This window comes from Curvibacter sp. GW821-FHT01G03 (assembly GCF_059422285.1).
The window spans coordinates 112945-128724 of the sequence record NZ_JBWKWP010000016.1 but is presented as its reverse complement, the minus strand read 5'-3'; the positions used below and the strand labels follow the sequence as shown (position 1 = coordinate 128724).

The following is a 15780-nucleotide window of genomic DNA, read 5'->3' as shown; positions in this document are numbered from 1 at the left end:
TCGGCGCCGGATTCAGGTGGAAGATGCCGCACCCAGGCCCGCGGCGCTCATGCACGCGCCGCCTGCGGGCATCTGCTCCAGCCCGAAGTCGGTCACCAGGCGACCGAAGCAATGAGGCGCTGGCAAACCCAGATCCAGGGACTGGAAGGCCTCGCGCACCAGGGCCATGTTGCCGTCTGTGACCTCGAACCAGTCACGGGTGAGCGCGCTGGGGTTGTGCTCCCGGTACACCGCGTGGAACAAGGACATGGCCTCGGCGAAGCAGCCAAAGACCGTGCCTTGCGACAGGTGAAGCTTGTTCCAGCTGAGTGGGCCCAGCACGTATTTCAGGTGGGGCGAGTGGCCATTGCCGGCGTCCTGGCGCACCACCTTGCCTGCACAACGGGCCAGTGTTTCCGCGTCCAGGTTGGCCGGTTCGGCCACATCCACCACCAGCAGACGCCGGTGGGGCCGGCGCAGGTGATCGACGGCGGCGGGGTCCAGCTTCGATTCTTCGCTGTGGGTGCAGGCCACCACCACATCGAAATGGCCGGCATGCTCAAGGTCACTGGTCACCTGGATTCCCGTCTCGGCCCAGAACCGGGACAGAAGGCCGGCGTTGACCCCATAGCCCACCACATCGTGGCGTTGGCGCTGCAGCTCGCGCGAGACCGCCGAACCCAGGATGCCATAAGCCCCGATCACCAGAATGCGGGGCCGCAGCAGACCCGCACGGCGAATCGCGCGGGCCACGTCGTGGCAAAGCAGGTGGGCCGTGCCGTTGTCGCCGATGGTGAAAAGCAGGTCCGGAAAGCGCTCGCGCAGCTCGGCACCGTCGCGACCGAACAGGCGCTTGGTCGAGGCGGCCAGCAGCACCACCCGGGCGCCCTGGTCTTGCGACCAGGCCACGGCATCGATGAAGACCTTCTTGGCGCGTTTGCGCTCCTCGCGGTCGACCATCTGCGCCGCGGTGAACGGGATTCCCCGCACCTGACCCGCCACATCCCCCAGGTAGATGCGGGGCCCGCTGGCATGGCGGTGCGCCGGCGAGCCGGCCGGAAAAAAGCGCCGTCGCTCGGCTTCGTCGCGGATGTTGGTGATGAAGGCCACATCGAGGCCGGGGCGGTCGGTCAACAGGCGCATGGCCTTGCGGTGGTCTGCGGCGGCAAGCGCTGCGCGCCAGAGTGTGCTGAGCATGGGCGGGGTTCCTCCGGGCCCGTCGATTCCCGTTGGGAATGTGTCGGCTGACCCATGGCGTCCATGCTAGAAAAGGCCCGAGGGCCTTCCCATACGGTACTGACCGTAGTTTTCAGCGCGGCCCGGGCAGCGGGCGCACGGGTGCGTCGGGCACCAGGATGCCAAAACAGCTGCCCTGCCTGAGGCGGGAGCGGACCCGCAGCACATAGCCGCTTCGCTCACACAGCGATCGCACGATGAACAACCCCAGGCCATGGCCTTCGGGGGCCGCATGGTGGCCCTGACGAAACGACGCCTGCAGCCCCTGGATATCGGCGGGCAGCAGGCCCGGCCCCGTGTCGAGGACCTGGATCTCGAAGCCCCCCTGCCGGCGTCGCACCCCCAGCAGCACGCGCCCCTTGGGCGGCGTGTAACGCAAGGCGTTGCTGATCAGATTGCCAAGAATACGGCGCAGCACCGTGCGTGACGCATCGATGTCGACGCGATTGTCGACATAGCTCAGCTGCAGATCGCGCGCCCGGGCCTGATCGCGGTGGTCGCGCACCAGCTCGGCCAGCAGGGTGCCCAGTTCGATGCGCTCAGGCGGTTCGGGCAGGCCGTCACGGGTTTCCTCGATGATGCCGCGCAGCAGTGACTCGGCATAGTCCAGGCTGCGATGCAGGTGCTGTGCAATGCCTTCGGCCTGGCCTTGGTTTTGCAGGGCGCCGATGGCCAGGCGCAAAGCCCCCAGGGGCTGTGAAATATCGTGGCTGGCACTGGCCAGTTGCAGGCCCTGGCGCTGGGCGTGCTGCAGAGCGGTGCGGCGCTCAGTCTCGGCATGCAGCAGTTCATCGGCCTCGGCCATGCGACGCACCCGGGCTTCGGCCTGGTGCCGTTGGGCCAGCCGCACCTGGTTGACCAGGGCGACCGAAAAGAACGTGCATTCCAGCAGCAGCCCCAACTTGGGGTAGTGGAAAAAGTTCACGCCGGGCAAGGGGTTGAGGCCCAGGATGCCCATGAGAAACAGCGCAAAGCCAAACAGGACCAGGCAGGCCGACCCGAGCAGGTACAGGCGCGCCCCAGGCAGGCGGTCGCGCAATGCCAGGGTCGCAGTGATCAAGGCCAGCACCCCATAGGCGCTGGCCCAGGCCATCAGCATGGGTTCGATCTGAGGGCGGTTGATCCAGGGCAGTGTGCAGGCCATCAGGATCAGCCCGCCCAGATGCACGACGTACAGGCGGGGGTAGCGTTCGCGCACCCTCAGAAAGTGCATGGCAAACAAAGCATGGCTGGCCAGGCAGAACAGCGCGAACAACGAGGGCGCCGCATTGTTCCAGCGGGGCGATTCTGGCCACAGGTAGGCAAAACCATAACCGCTGGTTTGCGAGACCAGGCACATCTCGCTGAACACCAGTGCGGCGTAGGCCAGATAGGCCCGCGGCCCACCCACAAAGCGGTAGACAAACACCACGGCGAGCAGGGTCAGCATGATGCCCAGCACCATGCCGTGCAGCAGGTGCTCCAGGGTGTTCTGGCGCTGGGCTGTGGCCGGGTCCATCAGCTGCAGCTGCAGGCGTCCGTTGACGTGCAGCCTGTAATCCAGTTCGATGACCTGGTGCCCGGGCGCCAGCGTCAGCGGCAGCTGCCATTGGGGCTGCAGCAACGGGCGGTCGGCAAACCCCGCCGCCGGGCCCTGGTTCACCAAGGCTTGCTGGGTGGCGGCATCGCGCTGCGTGACCCGCAAGGCCAACACATCCGGCACCCCCAGATGCAGCACCGCGCTTTGCGGCTGGCTCTGATCGTTGTACAGCCACACCCGCTCGTGGCGCAGGCCGTCTGTGGTGGGCAAGTCCTGCAGGCAGCCGGTCAGCATCAGCACCTGCGCGCCGATGGCTGGGCGGCATGCCGTCTGCGCGGGGCTGATCAGCCCCGAGGGGGCGACCTGGGCCCCGGTGGCCGACTTGTAGAATCCGGCCCACCCCAAGATCAGCGCCGCGCTCAAGGCGAGCCAAGTCATTTGAATCCAACGTCGTGCCATGTCTGCAACCGTTCCCAAGACACTCCTGCTCGCCGATGACCACACCTTGTTCCGCGAGGGTTTGAAATTGTTGCTGGGCACCATGCCCGGCGTGCGCATTGTCGCGGAGACGGGCACGCTGACCGAGCTCAAGGCGCTGGTACAGCAACATCAGCCTGATCTTTTGCTGTTGGATTACCACATGCCCGGCGGCGACACCACCGCGCTAGCCATGTACTTGCGCCAGCGCCATCCTGCCATGCGCCTCGTGATGCTGACGGGCGCCGCCAGCCCCTGGGTGCTGCGGCAACTGATGGATCTGGGCGCCGATGCCGTGCTGCTCAAAGAACTGGACGCCCGGACCCTGCAGCACTGCCTGGCCGAAGTTCTGGCCGGCCGACAGGTGTTGCCGCCCGAGGTCAAGGCCTTGATCGGGCAGCATGACGTCGACCTGACCCGGCGCGAAATGCAGATCCTGAAACTGGTTTACGACGGCTTGTCCAACGCGGCAATCGCCGATCTGCTGTCACTCTCGCCCAAGACGGTGGACAAACATCGAGAGAACCTGATGCGAAAAATGGGCGTCAGCAGCGCCGCGCAGCTGATTCGGAAAGTGCATGAGATGCAGCTGTTTGAATTGCAAGCTCAGCCGGCACCACTGGCTGGCAGCGGTGCGTGAGCTGGGGTGCGGGCCTGGACGATGTCCAAGGGATCTCATCCATGATCAGGCCTGATTTCCTCCCACCCCACGCACTTCACCCACTTCTCCCAACTGCACCGCCAGCGCCCCCTCCCCGCAGCCGGCTCAGCCAGAAGGGAACTGCGCTGAAAGCCAGGCCAACAGGGTTTCGTAGAGCAGTGGGGGATCCACGGGCTTGGCAATGAAGTCGCTCATGCCAGCGTCCAGGCAGCGGGCCTTGTCCTCTGCGAAGGCATTGGCGGTCATGGCCACGATGGGCGTGTGCTGGTAGCCAGGAAGCTGCCTGATCTGGCGGGTGGCCTGCAGACCGTCCAGAACGGGCATCTGCATGTCCATCAAAATCAGGTCATAGGCCTTGGCCTGGGCCATTCGCACGGCGATCTCACCGTTTTCGGCCTGATCAGCCCGCAGGCCCACGTCACTGAGCAGCATGTCCGCAATATCGCGGTTGATGGGTTCGTCCTCCACCAGCAGGACGCTCTTGTGCGCGTGCTCATTCTTCAGCAGTGTCTCGACCTCGCCGCTAGGCCGCACATGAGCCTGGTACACCGCCTGCTCTTCCTTGCGCAAACGTGCCGTGAACCAGAAGGTGCTGCCCTGCCCCGGCACACTGCTGACGCCTGCCGAGCCTCCCATCAATTCAGCGATCTTCTTGGTGATGGCCAGACCCAGGCCTGTGCCGCCATACTTGCGGGACATCGAGCTGTCGGCCTGCTCAAAGGCGCCGAACAACTTGGGCGTGACCTCGGGCGTGATGCCAATGCCCGAGTCCTCGACCTCAAAGCGCAGAAGAACGGTAGCCGCATCCTCATGCACTGACCGGGCGCGAAACGTCACCCGGCCGCGCTCGGTGAATTTGATGGCATTCGACGCGTAGTTGAGCAAGGCCTGCTGCAAGCGGGTGGCGTCACCACGCAGCCTCTGCGACAGCCAGGTGTTGTCGATGCGCAGGTCCAGCCCCTTTTCCTTGGCCTTCTCACCCAGCATCGAGGCCACATTGCCAAGCAGGCTCTGCACATGGACAGCGCCATCCTCCAGGGTGAGCTTGCCCGCCTCGATCTTGGACAGGTCCAGCACATCGTTGATGACTTCCAGCAGGTGTTTGCCGGAGGCGTCAATGACCGCCAGTTTGGCGTCCTGCTCGGCGCTCACGCCCGTTCGGCGCAGCAAATAGACCATGCCGCAAATGGCATTCATCGGGGTGCGGATCTCATGGCTCATGTTGGCCAGGAAGGCACTCTTGGCCACATTGGCCGTTTCTGCCGCCTCTTTGGCCAGCGTCAGATCGGCGGTCTGCTGATCGACCAGCAGTTGCAAATGGCGGCGATGCAACTCCAGCTCGTTCTCAACCTGGCGCCGAGCCGTGATGTCGTGTCCGATGCCCAACACACCGATCAATTGCCCCCCGACATCGCGCATGGGGACCTTGGTGGTTTCCAACAATTCACGATGGCCATCCGAGGCAAACGTGACCTCTTCTTCATTGACTGAGGCGCTGTTCCTCTCCATCGCGTTCTTGTCGTTGGCACGGAAGAAATCGGCCAACTCGGCGGGCACGAAATCGAAGTCGGTCTTGCCGAGAATGGCTTCTTCGCTGGCGCCGAAAAACGCCTCGAAACGGCGGTTGCAACGCAGGTAGACGCCCGCGGCGTCCTTCAGCCAAATCATGTCGGGCAGGGTGTCGATCAAGGTGCGGTACATGGCCCGCTCACGCTCCAGTGCCGCCTCGATGCGTTTGCGTTGCGTGATGTCTCGGGCGATCTTGGAGATACCGATCACCCGACCTTCGCTGTCATGAATCGGTGAAATGGTGACCGAAACATCAATCAGCGCGCCGTTCTGATGCAGCCGCACCGTTTCATGGTGATTGAACGAGTGATCCATGGCCAGCCGCTCCAGGATGTCGCGCTCTTCGTCGACCCGGTCGGGCGGAAAGATCCGCAAAAGCGATTGGCCAATCATCTCGGCCGCGCTGTAACCAAAAATGGCCTCGGCCCCCGGGTTCCAACTCGTGACCTGCCCCTTCAGAGTCTTGCTGATGATGGCATCGTCGGAGGACTGGACGATCTGGCCAAAATGCTGCAAAGCAAGCTCTGACTTCTTGATCGCGGTGATATCGACGAAGGTCTCCAGGAACAGCGCCGAAGTGCTGGAGGGCAGGGGTGAGCCCGCCAGCAGGACGGTCATCGTCTCGCCCATTCGGGTGTGGACTTCCGCTTCAATGGGCTCAAACCGGCCGGCTCCGGCCTGCGAAGCCGCCAGGTGCGATTGCCAACGCGCCTGCACCCGGCGGCGGTACTCGGGGTCAGGAAAGGCGTTCTCCAGCCAGTGCTGGACCGTGGGGATGTCTGCACAGTCGTAACCAAAGGTCTGAACAAACGACTGGTTCAGGTAGGTGATCTGATGCTGGGCATCAATCAAGGCCATGGGAATGGGCGCGGCATCAATCACGCCCTTGAACTGAGCGCCTGACTCACGCAACTCATTTTGCAGTCGAACATGGTCGGTGATGTCTTGCACGGTGCCGCGCAAGGCCACGATGCGGCCTTGGCCGTCCACGTCGGCCTCACCTCTCACCGTCACCCACAACGGACTGCCACTGTCGTTGTGGATGCGGGCATCGCAGGCAAAGGCCAATCCATCACGGCGACAGGCTTCGATGGACCTGGCCAGGGGCTCCCAGTCGTCTGCGGCAAAGAGGCCCTGGATGTCCGAAAACGAGATCGGTGCTCCCCCGGGCTGCAGGCCATAGAACCGATACACATCGGCCGACCATTCATAGCGGTCGTTCACCAGATCCCAGCGCCAGTGGCCCAGTTTGGCCAAATGGCTGGCCGCCCGCAGAGAGGCCTCACTGGTACGCAAGCGGGCCTGGGCTGCTTGGCGCTCGCTGATGTCACGGCAGGCCATGTACAACAGATCCGTCCCGTCGGACACCATGGGTTTGATGCTGACTTCAGCGCTGAACTCGCTGCCATCCTTGCGCCGGTATCGAGCTTCAAACTGGTCTGGCTGGCCTGTGGCCAGCGCCGCCTGCACCGCACGGCGGATGGGGCCCTGCCCGGTCCCGGCCTCCCATTGGTCGAGCCCCATGCCCAGCAGGTCCTGTCGGGTGTAGCCCAACAGCGCACAGAAGGCATCACTGACCTCGATCAGGGTGCCATCGCGGTCCAGGATATGAACCCCATCGCTCGCGTTCTTGAGCAGGGCCAGCGCGTGGTTGCCTTCGCGACGCAAACCCGCCAGCATTTTCAACAGCACCCAGCTCATCACCAGCGTGGTGACCAGGAACACCCCGTTCCCGATCACGGTCTGCTGCACCCGGCTTTGCCAGGGCTGCAGATAATCAGCGTGCGCCAAGCCGACAATCAGGTGGAAGGGCATCGACTTCAGGCGCTGGTAGGTGATCAGGCGCGGGTAACCATCGGGCGTCGCCTGAGTGTGGTACGAAAAGCTGCCCTGGCCAGCGGCGATGCCGGCGATCAGCGTCTTGTTGTATATCGGGGCACCCAACTGCCCTTCGGGCTGTTGGAGCGCAGGATGGCGGGTGATCAGCTTGAGGTCGGAATCTCGCAAGATGACGTTGCCATGAGCGCCATACTCGAGTCTGGCCAATTGCTCATGCAGGTATGACACCGGGAGCGCCATCGAAACCACCCCCGCAAAGGCGCCCCCCGCATCGCGATAGCGACGGGAAACGGGAATGACGGGCACTTTGGCGATCTGCCCCAGCACAGGGTCGCTGATCAAGGTTGCGGCATCGGGCTTGTCCCTCAGGACGGAAAAGAAGCCACGCTCAGCCCAGGAAGCCTGACCCGCGATCACCCCTTGGCCCAACACCAACTGGCCGTGCGCGTCGGATACCCGGATTCGCGCGCCGGGAACCAGTCGGCCCTCCTGACGCTCCAGAAAAGCGTTCAAGCCTGCCACGTCCCATGGCCTGTGCAGCACGGCCTCCTCTTCGAGTCGGTCCACCACCGCTGCCAGCGTAATCTCGACCTTGCCCATGCTGACGGCCAGGTTCTCGTCCAGCGCACGGGCTAGGTTGCGCCCCTGCATCTCAGCCCGTTGGTGGTAGAGGTCACGCTGCTCAGACAGGGTGTAGGCATTGAACAGGATGGCTAACGCGTTGACCAATGCGACCAGCGCCAGCAAGGTGCGCCGAAACACCTTTTCTTGACCGACCGACAGCGGATTGAAGGCAGCGCGCATACCGAAAGTCCTGAGGTTGGCGGTACATGGGAGCAGGCAACGCCTTTGACTGTATCCCAGAGGCCGGCCCCATGCACTGATTCAACTCGGATCGGCCGCGAAAGGCTTGGCCGAAAACCCAGTGCAGGTCGAACATCTTCAAGCTGAATGCACGGGGTTGAATGAATGACACCACTCAAGCTTCCACAAGCCCGCATTCTCGTCTTCATGCCGCCCCCATTTTCCGCACCACCAGGTCTTTGGTTTGGCGATGAAGGCTTGTTTTTGTGACGATCAATGCCCGATGACTCGTAGAAACCCAGCGTGGCCTCGTCCTTTCGGAGCGTCATCAGCATGACCTTGTAACAGCCAGCAGACCAAGCCTGCGCCAGCGCATGCTGGAGAATCGCCTTGCCGTGACCTTGATTTCGATGATCAGCATGGGTCACCACATTTTCAACCACCCCATACGGTTTGCACGCCCTGCAATTCAGCGGTATCAGGCGTCTGATCTCGATGTGCTGAGCCCTTCGCTGTGTGAAGAAGCCCGCGTTCATTCGTTGAAACTGCATCCCAGTTTTCGTCCAGAATTACCGACAATTTCTGGCAACAGGCGACAGAGGCCATTTCAAGTGCATGACACGTGATGGCACCGGCGCATCAATGCGTTCGCCAGCACCACGCCCCTGCGCACAGGCCAACGGCGCTCCAGCACCTGAAAACCATGCAATGCAAAAAACGGCTCGGCCGTCACGCTCACTTCGGCCGTCAGTTCGGCCAGGCCCCTTGAGTCGGCCTGGGCCAGGATGTGCAGCATCAAGCGCGCGCCAATGCCTTGGCGTGGGTGTTGGCCAGATACATAGAAGTGGTCGACGTGCCCCTGCGCCTGCAGGTCGGCATAGCCCACGATCTCACCGCCCCGCTCGGCTACAAAGGGCTTGAGGGTTTGCATGCGCTGGGCCCACAGGTCCTGATCCATGTCGGCCGGGGCCCAAGCCTGGGTTTGCGCGGGTGTGTAGTCTCGGCAAGCCAGTCCGTGCACGGCGCTGAAAAAGACCTGGAACAGCGCGGCTTCATCGCCGGGCCTGAAATTTCGAATCGTCGTCTCCATCGGTAGTCCCCCTGGGCCTGCCGGCCAGCTCATGCGCCCGAAAGACCGCATCCGGGTCATTTTCAAACATCGACTTGATCCATTCGCGAAGCCAGACGATGGCGGGGTCTTTGTGAAAGCGGGGGTGCCAATGCTGATGAAGGGCAAACGGTGGCAATGAGGAGGGAACCTCGATCGTGCGCAAGAACCCGTATTCCTCAAAGGCACGTGCCAGTTCTTGGGGCATGGTGGCCACCAGTTCGGGGTTGTGCTTGATCAAAAAGGGCACGGTCAGGAAATGCGGCGTGGTGACAGCGATCTTGCGTTGCAGGCCTTGCTGCTCGACCACGTCAGCCGCCCACCCAATCCGGACGCCGCCTGTTGGGAAGCTCGGCTTGAGACCGGGATGCATGCCAACCGTCGGGCGATCCGAACTGGGCTCAGCCCACAAGGCAGTAGACGTCTGTGAGGCGTGCCCTGAAATCAAAGGGTCAATGGCGTTCACAGTTCGTGCTGTCTGAACAAAAAGCCAGGCTTGCGCGCCCATTGACAGTGATGGCGGCAGGTCTGGTCAATGTCAATCGCATCCCTTCGTTCAGATTTCCTTCATGTCATCTTGAAACAATCCCCCAATCGTCCGGGGTTGCCCTAGGCTCAAATTTCATCAAGACGGCTACTTGCGGGAAAAGGGCTTCCTTGAATTGATGATGATCAATGATATCGCCCATGAACTCTCTCAATAAGCAGATTGCCATTCGAATCGGACTGGTCAGTTTGCTACTGGCCTCCATCACGAGTCCGATCGCATGGATCGTTGCTCGCGAGAACGCAGAAGACAGCATTGTTTCTCTCGCCTACGAAGAAACCGGTCGACTGATCAATCACCTGGAGTTATCTCAGCTCAATGGATCTGGGGCAGCAGAGCAGGCCGCACATGCAGCCAACTCCATCATTGGGGGCATGTTCGATATTGCCGAGATTTATGATGATCGAAGTAATAAAATCGCTGAAGCACTCACCCCCCAGGGCAAGGCGGTTGAGCAACTCCTGACCAAACACGATAGGCCAGGTTCTTTGACGGCGGTTTACGAAACATTGGAAACCACGACCAAACACTGGGTGTTGCGCGTCTTTGTCCCACTCAGGTCGAATGCGCTTGACAAAAAATCGCCAATCACCGGGTATTTTGAAGGTGTCAGGGTCGTACCACAATGGCAGCAGGATCAAATATTCAGGGCATCATGGATTTCAGTGTTGATGGTGTGTTTGGCATCCTTGGCATGTGGGGCCATGCTTTACCCCGTGATGGTTCATTTATCGACTGACAATGTTCGCAAGGCCCGCGAAGTGCTTGACTCACACATTGCCATGATGGAGGCTCTGGGGCGCGCCATCGCCCGGCGTGATTCCGACACAGGTGCCCACAATTATCGCGTGGCATGGCTTGCAGCGAGGGTCGGCACGCAAATGGGCCTGTCCAAGACCGCCATGCAGGAATTGATTGTAGGTAGCTTCCTGCACGATGTAGGCAAAATAGGCATTCCTGACAAAATATTGCTGAAGCCCGGCAAACTGGACCCAGAAGAAATCGAGATCATGCGCACCCACGTGCATCATGGCGAAAACATATTGCACGGCATTGGCTGGCTTGGCGGTGCCAGCGAAGTCGTTGCAGCGCATCACGAAAAATGGAATGGCACGGGTTACCCCAGAGGCCTGGCAGGTGCCATCATTCCATTGCCTGCCCGCATCTTTGCAGTCGTTGATGTTTTTGATGCCTTGTGCTCCAAAAGACCTTACAAAGAAGCCATGGGGTTTGAAAATGCCATGAAAATCCTTGAAAAAGACACAGGATCACATTTCGACCCAGAAGTCATGGCGGCTTTTTCTCCCATCGCCAACGGGCTTTATGAGAGGCTGGAGAATACGAGTGAGGATGAGGCCCGAGTTCTGATGGAAGAGCAGGTGAGAAACTATTTCGGCGAAGAAACCAACTGACTCACGAAGCATTGACAACCAAGACGCACATGGCCTGCCGATCGGCTGCTGCTGATAAATCAAGCGGAAGCGAGGCGTCGATGAATACCACGTTTCTTTCACCCGAATAAGCGATGAAATACTCTGGCAATGGCCAAACTGCCCAGAGCGATCAGCACGCCAATCAACAAGACCCCCAGCCAACCAATCCTGGATGATTTTTCAGGTGTATTTTCATGACGCTTGGCCTCTTCATCCGAGAACAACTTGGATGGAATCGTATCTGGTTGCAATGGGTCGTCTCGCCTGTATCAATTCAACGCCCGCGACAGCTCGCACTCTTGAAATGATGTTGTCGGCGCATTGATGCAAAACTCCCTGATCACATCGTGCCGGGCCAATATGAAGCGGACATGAATTGAAACCGCGACGCGCGCCATCCCTGTGAGCCCACCCGCCAGAAGGGAATGCCGTGCTCGTCAGTTCGCGATGCGCCCTCCAACCATCAAAAAATGACGGTCCCGATCCTGGGTTGATCGAATTTTGGAGCGAAACGAAGCTGAAACACCTCGCCGCGGCAAAGCCAATGAAGCCGCCCAAGGTGGACCAATGACGCAGAGCCCCAAGCCGTCGTGCTGACGCCCAAAGGAGGCGACATCGGTGCCCGGCCCCTGGCTCATCATCGGGCTGCTGCCGATGGATCGCTCAAAAGGGCCGTGGAGGCTTCTTTCGGCCTCCCGGGCGTGGCCTCCCCGGCGCGATCCTCCCAGTCCTCCCACGCCACAGACTCAGCCACGAGATAGCGCTTCACCGCTTCTCCGAGCGTCGAAAAAAAGCGTTGCTCGCCGAGTCTGGAAAACAGCCCAAAGCGCTTGAGCTTGTCTTTGACGGGGCCCTTCATTTCTGCAAAGCACAGCTCAATGCCCGCCTGGTGCAGCGTCTGGTCGAGTTCGTCAAGCACATCGGCTGAGGTCACGTCCACACTGGTCATCGGCTCGGCACCGACAACCACCCAACGAACCGGCGTGGGGGAGTTGGCGACCACCTCCAGCATGCGGTCTCGAAACAACTCGGCGTTGGCGAAGAACAGCGGCGCATCCCACCGGAACAGCACCAGCCCTGGCACCACCCGGGCCTCTGGGTGGCGAATGATGTCGTGATACCCCTTGACGCCGTCTACCCTGCCCAGCACGGCTGAGTAGGGGCGCCAGCCATCCCACAGGAATTCGATGACCGCAGCGACAATCGCCAAACCAATGCCCGGTATGGCTCCCAGCAGTGCCACGCCGAGCAGGCAGCCAATGGACAACCAGAACTCCCAGCGCTGGATACGCCAGATGCGGCGCAGGTCACTGATTTCGATGAGTCCGATGGCAGAGGCGATCACCACGGCAGACAGCGCCGCGACCGGCACGTTGCGCACCAGACCGGGTGCCAGCAACAACAGAGCGCCCACCGCACAGGCCCCGACGACACCGGCCAGCTGCGTTTTTGCCCCCGCGGCCTCGGCCACCGGCGTGCGTGAGGCACTGGCACTGATCGGAAAGCCCTGGAACAGCCCTGCAGCCAGATTGGCGGCCCCCAGGCCAACCATCTCCTGATTGGGATCGACATGGGTGCCCGAACGACCGGCGTAGGTTCGCGACAACACGCTGGTGTCGGCGAACGAGATCAGCGCCACCGCCAGCCCACCCAGCAGCACCGGCGCGACGTCGTTGGAGCCGATCCATGGCAGCGAGAAGTGAGGGAGTCCCTGGGGCAATGCGCCGAGTACAGGCACACCTGCCTGGCCGTCGGTCAACGCCAAGTCCTGCAGGGTGACAACCAGAGTGGCCCCCAGTACGCCGATCAAGACACCTGGCGCGCGTGGATACCGCCTGAGCAGAAGAAGCGCCAGCAAGGTACCCGCACCAATGACCAGCGCTCTGGGGTTCGACTGGCCCGCCGCCAGGGCCCATCCGAATTGCCAGGCCTCGCCCAACAGCCCGCGGGCATCGACACTGAAGCCGAACAGTCCCGGCAACTGACTGACGATCACGGTCAGTGCGATACCGTTCATGTAACCGTACCGGATCGGCTTGGACAACAACTCGGTGACAAAGCCCAATCGCAGGGCGCCGGCACCGATGCACAGCGCGCCCGACACCAGCGCCATCATGCTGGCCAGCGCGACCGCCCGTTGGGGATCGCCCGCCGAAAGCGGCAACACCACGGCCAGGATCAGGGCGGCCAGCGAGGAATCCGGGCCCAACACCAGGATGCGACTCGGCCCGAACAAGGCATACGCCAGCAGGCCAGCCAGAGTGGCATACAAGCCGCAGATGCCGGGCAGCCCAGAGGCGACCGCGTAAGCAATGCCCACCGGAACCAACACCGCGGTCAGCGCCAGACCGGCCACGAGGTCATGCCCCAGCCATCCGATCGGGTAGTGGCGGACCCTCTGAAGGCACGGAAGCCAGCGCGCCCAGCCCACAGCAGGCCGCACGGACCTTCGGCCAGGCACTCGCTGCGCTGGCAGCGTTTTGGTCTGAGTTGGTTGCGGATTCACCCTGGCAATTTACCCCGAACCCAGGTGGCTCAAATCGACCTGATGTGCACCCCACCCTCGCGTCAGCCGCGCCACGCAGGGCTTACCCCAGAAGCTCGGGGCCAAGGAAGCTGCGCCGCACTTGAGGCCTTGTTCGCCGCAGGGTCTTCAAAAATCGGTCGACAGAAACGGCAAGCCACATATGATTCACAAAAAATACATTTTATAGAGAAGCCTTGTTGACTCCCCACTGGCAAAGGTCTCGAACCTGCTCCGAGGTCCAGGCATCCAAGCCTGCACCTCAGCCAGCAGACCCGACGCCTGTGCCAGTGACTGAACCGCGTGTTTCGCCATGTCACACCGACCTGACCGCCCCTTGCACGAACCGCCTGAGGCCCTGCCGGCGCAAGCGGGCCCGAGCGTGTACCTGTGCCACATCCTGTTTGCCCAGGCCCCCGGGCAGGATGCCCATGCCCTGCGCCTGCAGGCCGAACGGGTCTTGCTGGCCCTCACCAGCGCCCAGGCCGAGCCAGACCAGTTCGCCCGCCTGGCACGCCAATGGTCCGCCTGCCCATCGGCGCACAGAGGCGGTGAATTGGGCTGGGTGCGCCCTCAGGACTGCGCCCCCGAGATGCTCAATGAGTTGTTCGAAATGCGCGAACCTGCCTGGGGCATGGGCGTGCATCCCCGCCTGGTTCATACGGATCAAGGCGTCCACATCGTCCAGGTGCTGGGCCGCCGTCGCACAGACCGCCGCCCTTCACGGACCGAGCTTCCGCTTTCGTTGTAAAGGAGTGCCCATGGCACCGTCAGTCTCTTCCGCCCCGACCTTCGAGTCCGGGATTTCTTCGCTGCCCGAGGGCGACTGCCCCAGTCAGTCAATGCAGGCCTTGTGCCATCAAAACAATTTGCGGCCCTGGTCACTCAAGGGGCGCAGCCTGCTGCCCGTGGTACAGGGGGGCATGGGCGTGGGGGTGTCGGCCGGGGGCCTCGCGGGGGCCGTGGCCCGCTTGGGCGCGATGGGCACGATTTCATCGGTCGATCTGCGGCGCAAACATGCCGATCTGTTTGAGCAGACCCGGCACCTTGAACACGAACCCGATGCCAAGCAACGCATCGATGCCGCCAACCTGGAGGCGCTGGCGCGCGAAATCCGCCGGGCCCGCGAAGTGGCCGGGGGTCAGGGCGCGATTGCCGTCAATGTCATGAAGGCCCTCAGCGAATACGAGGCCTACGTCCGCCAGGCGCTGGCCTGCGGGGTGGATGCCCTGGTGGTGGGCGCCGGGCTGCCGCTCGACCTGCCCGACCTGGCGCGCGAGCACCCGCAGACCGCCCTGATCCCCATCCTGTCGGACGCCCGGGGCGTGCAGTTGCTGGTGCGCAAATGGGACAAAAAGGGCCGCCTGCCTGACGCCATCATCATCGAGCACCCCCGGCTGGCGGGTGGGCACCTGGGCGCGGCCCGAGTGGCCGACCTGCAAGACGCCCGCTTTGACTTCGACGTGGTGCTGCCCCAGGTGCAGGCCTTTTTCCAGAGTGCCGGCCTGGAGCGCGACATTCCCCTGATCGTGGCCGGGGGCATCGGCAGTCAGGAGGAACTGCGTCGCTGGCAATCCATGGGCGCCGCCGCAGTGCAAATGGGCACCGCCTTTGCCGTGACCGAAGAGTGCGATGCGGATCTCGCGTTCAAGCACATCCTGGCTCAGGCCCGGCCCGAAGACCTGGTGGAGTTCACCAGCGTGGCCGGCCTGCCCGCCCGCGCCGTGCGCACGCCCTGGCTCGACAAGTACCTGCGCCTCGAACCCCGCCTGAAGGCGGTGGCCCATCCCAAGCCACGCTGCACCCTGGCCTTTGACTGCCTGGCCCACTGTGGCCTGCGCGACGGCGACGCCAGCGTGGGCCAGTTCTGCATCGACCGGGCCCTGGGTCATGCCTTGCGCGGGGACCCGGGCAAGGGCTTGTTTTTCAGAGGTGCCGGACGCCTGCCGTTTGGCTCGCACATCCGCCCGGTGCAGGATCTGATGCGTTGGATGTTGGGCGCCCTGCGCCCCGCCGACCTGGTGGCGTGATACCCCAGGCCCCGGGGCGCAGTGGTCCAGACCATCCTCCTTCCGGGTAATGGC

The 15780-nt window shown here is 62.4% G+C and carries 11 protein-coding genes; 4 read left to right on the top strand and 7 right to left on the bottom strand.

The features are described from left to right. Positions 1 to 12: 12 nt before the first annotated feature. Together AC07VS_RS21970 and AC07VS_RS21965 are read right to left on the bottom strand one after the other, a co-directional pair. Entirely contained in the window at positions 13 to 1176 is a 1164-nt protein-coding gene (locus AC07VS_RS21970; protein WP_494751993.1) for a hypothetical protein, read from the bottom strand. A gap of 112 nt (positions 1177 to 1288) precedes the next feature. Next, a complete protein-coding gene (locus AC07VS_RS21965; RefSeq protein WP_494751992.1) occupies positions 1289 to 3172 on the bottom strand; it encodes a sensor histidine kinase in 1884 nt (627 codons plus the stop codon). A gap of 19 nt (positions 3173 to 3191) precedes the next feature. Here AC07VS_RS21965 and AC07VS_RS21960 point away from each other — a divergent pair, with 19 nt between their 5' ends. Further along, positions 3192 to 3851 carry a LuxR C-terminal-related transcriptional regulator gene (locus AC07VS_RS21960; RefSeq protein WP_494751991.1) on the top strand — a complete coding sequence of 220 codons (660 nt, stop codon included), beginning with the start codon at positions 3192 to 3194 and terminating at the stop codon, positions 3849 to 3851. A 126-nt stretch (positions 3852 to 3977) separates the two neighbouring features. Here AC07VS_RS21960 and AC07VS_RS21955 read toward each other — a convergent pair whose 3' ends face one another. The 4 genes from AC07VS_RS21955 to AC07VS_RS21940 all read right to left on the bottom strand — a co-directional run bounded on the left by AC07VS_RS21955 (position 3978) and on the right by AC07VS_RS21940 (position 9565). Then, positions 3978 to 8084 carry a PAS domain S-box protein gene (locus AC07VS_RS21955; protein WP_494751990.1) on the bottom strand — a complete coding sequence of 1369 codons (4107 nt, stop codon included), beginning with the start codon at positions 8082 to 8084 and terminating at the stop codon, positions 3978 to 3980. Continuing rightward, the gene (locus AC07VS_RS21950; protein WP_494752013.1) at positions 7994 to 8620 is read right to left on the bottom strand and encodes a GNAT family N-acetyltransferase; all 627 of its coding nucleotides are present in this window, start codon (positions 8618 to 8620) and stop codon (positions 7994 to 7996) included. Before AC07VS_RS21950 ends, AC07VS_RS21955 begins: the two co-directional genes overlap by 91 nt. 71 nt (positions 8621 to 8691) lie before the next feature. After that, entirely contained in the window at positions 8692 to 9174 is a 483-nt protein-coding gene (locus tag AC07VS_RS21945) for a GNAT family N-acetyltransferase (RefSeq protein ID WP_494751989.1), read from the bottom strand. Next, positions 9137 to 9565 (bottom strand): type 2 periplasmic-binding domain-containing protein, encoded by a 429-nt coding sequence (locus AC07VS_RS21940; protein ID WP_494751988.1) that lies wholly within the window; start codon positions 9563 to 9565, stop codon positions 9137 to 9139. Before AC07VS_RS21940 ends, AC07VS_RS21945 begins: the two co-directional genes overlap by 38 nt. Before the next feature lie 314 nt (positions 9566 to 9879). Here AC07VS_RS21940 and AC07VS_RS21935 point away from each other — a divergent pair, with 314 nt between their 5' ends. Then, positions 9880 to 11151, top strand: coding sequence for an HD-GYP domain-containing protein (locus AC07VS_RS21935; protein WP_494751987.1), 1272 nt, complete (start codon positions 9880 to 9882; stop codon positions 11149 to 11151). Between the two features lie 658 nt (positions 11152 to 11809). On the opposite strand, the gene AC07VS_RS21930 is transcribed toward AC07VS_RS21935, so the two are convergent. Continuing rightward, complete coding sequence (locus AC07VS_RS21930; RefSeq protein ID WP_494752012.1) at positions 11810 to 13648, bottom strand: SulP family inorganic anion transporter; 1839 nt, start codon at positions 13646 to 13648, stop codon at positions 11810 to 11812. 361 nt (positions 13649 to 14009) lie between these two features. Between AC07VS_RS21930 and AC07VS_RS21925 the strand changes: the two genes are divergently transcribed. Together AC07VS_RS21925 and AC07VS_RS21920 are read left to right on the top strand one after the other, a co-directional pair. Further along, complete coding sequence (locus tag AC07VS_RS21925; protein ID WP_492345956.1) at positions 14010 to 14447, top strand: peptidylprolyl isomerase; 438 nt, start codon at positions 14010 to 14012, stop codon at positions 14445 to 14447. Positions 14448 to 14538: 91 nt separating this feature from the next. Then, positions 14539 to 15726 (top strand): NAD(P)H-dependent flavin oxidoreductase, encoded by a 1188-nt coding sequence (locus AC07VS_RS21920; protein ID WP_494752011.1) that lies wholly within the window; start codon positions 14539 to 14541, stop codon positions 15724 to 15726. The last annotated feature ends 54 nt before the right edge of the window (positions 15727 to 15780 follow it).

Coding starts and splice junctions, on each gene's coding strand:
- AC07VS_RS21940 (WP_494751988.1), bottom strand. CDS start 9,565: ATGCATCCCGGTCTCAAGCCGAGCTTCCCAACAGGCGGCGTCCGGATT.
- AC07VS_RS21935 (WP_494751987.1), top strand. CDS start 9,880: ATGAACTCTCTCAATAAGCAGATTGCCATTCGAATCGGACTGGTCAGT.
- AC07VS_RS21945 (WP_494751989.1), bottom strand. CDS start 9,174: ATGGAGACGACGATTCGAAATTTCAGGCCCGGCGATGAAGCCGCGCTG.
- AC07VS_RS21960 (WP_494751991.1), top strand. CDS start 3,192: ATGTCTGCAACCGTTCCCAAGACACTCCTGCTCGCCGATGACCACACC.
- AC07VS_RS21920 (WP_494752011.1), top strand. CDS start 14,539: ATGCAGGCCTTGTGCCATCAAAACAATTTGCGGCCCTGGTCACTCAAG.
- AC07VS_RS21955 (WP_494751990.1), bottom strand. CDS start 8,084: ATGCGCGCTGCCTTCAATCCGCTGTCGGTCGGTCAAGAAAAGGTGTTT.
- AC07VS_RS21950 (WP_494752013.1), bottom strand. CDS start 8,620: ATGAACGCGGGCTTCTTCACACAGCGAAGGGCTCAGCACATCGAGATC.
- AC07VS_RS21965 (WP_494751992.1), bottom strand. CDS start 3,172: ATGACTTGGCTCGCCTTGAGCGCGGCGCTGATCTTGGGGTGGGCCGGA.
- AC07VS_RS21970 (WP_494751993.1), bottom strand. CDS start 1,176: ATGCTCAGCACACTCTGGCGCGCAGCGCTTGCCGCCGCAGACCACCGC.
- AC07VS_RS21925 (WP_492345956.1), top strand. CDS start 14,010: ATGTCACACCGACCTGACCGCCCCTTGCACGAACCGCCTGAGGCCCTG.